The following is a 530-nucleotide window of genomic DNA, read 5'->3' on the forward strand; positions in this document are numbered from 1 at the left end:
CCGGCCAGGATCTCCTCGACGGCATCGCCGGGAGCGCGATAGTGCCCGCCGCCCTGGTAATCAGGCGCGGGCAGGGCGCGGGTGTCGAGCTTGCCGTTGGCCGTCAGCGGCAACTCATCAAGCACAACCACCGCCGCCGGCACCATGTAAATCGGCAGCCGATCGGTCAACCGCGCACGCACATCGGCCGGATCGGCGCCACCGGTGATATAGGCGACCAGACGCTTGTCACCGGGCCGATCCTCCCGGGCCACCACCACCGCCCGCTCCACCCCGCCCACAGCCGTCAACGCCGCCCGGACCTCACCCAACTCAATGCGATACCCGCGAACCTTGACCTGCTCATCAACACGCCCCAAATACTGCAACTGCCCATCGCCACCCCACCGCGCCAAATCCCCGGTGCGATACATCCGTTGACCCACCCCACCGAACGGACACGCCACAAACCGCCCCGCCGTCAACCCCGACCGACCCGCATACCCACACGCCACACCCCGACCCGCCACATACAACTCACCGACCACACC

At 67.7% G+C, this 530-nt stretch carries 1 protein-coding gene; it reads right to left on the reverse strand.

All coding sequences use genetic code 11. The features are described from left to right. A partial coding sequence (locus A9X03_RS11055; RefSeq protein ID WP_156746532.1) for an AMP-binding protein occupies nt 1-530 on the reverse strand: 530 nt, incomplete at both ends.

It is taken from the genome of Mycobacterium sp. E1715 (genome assembly GCF_001667625.1).
Classification (GTDB): Bacteria; Actinomycetota; Actinomycetes; order Mycobacteriales; family Mycobacteriaceae; genus Mycobacterium.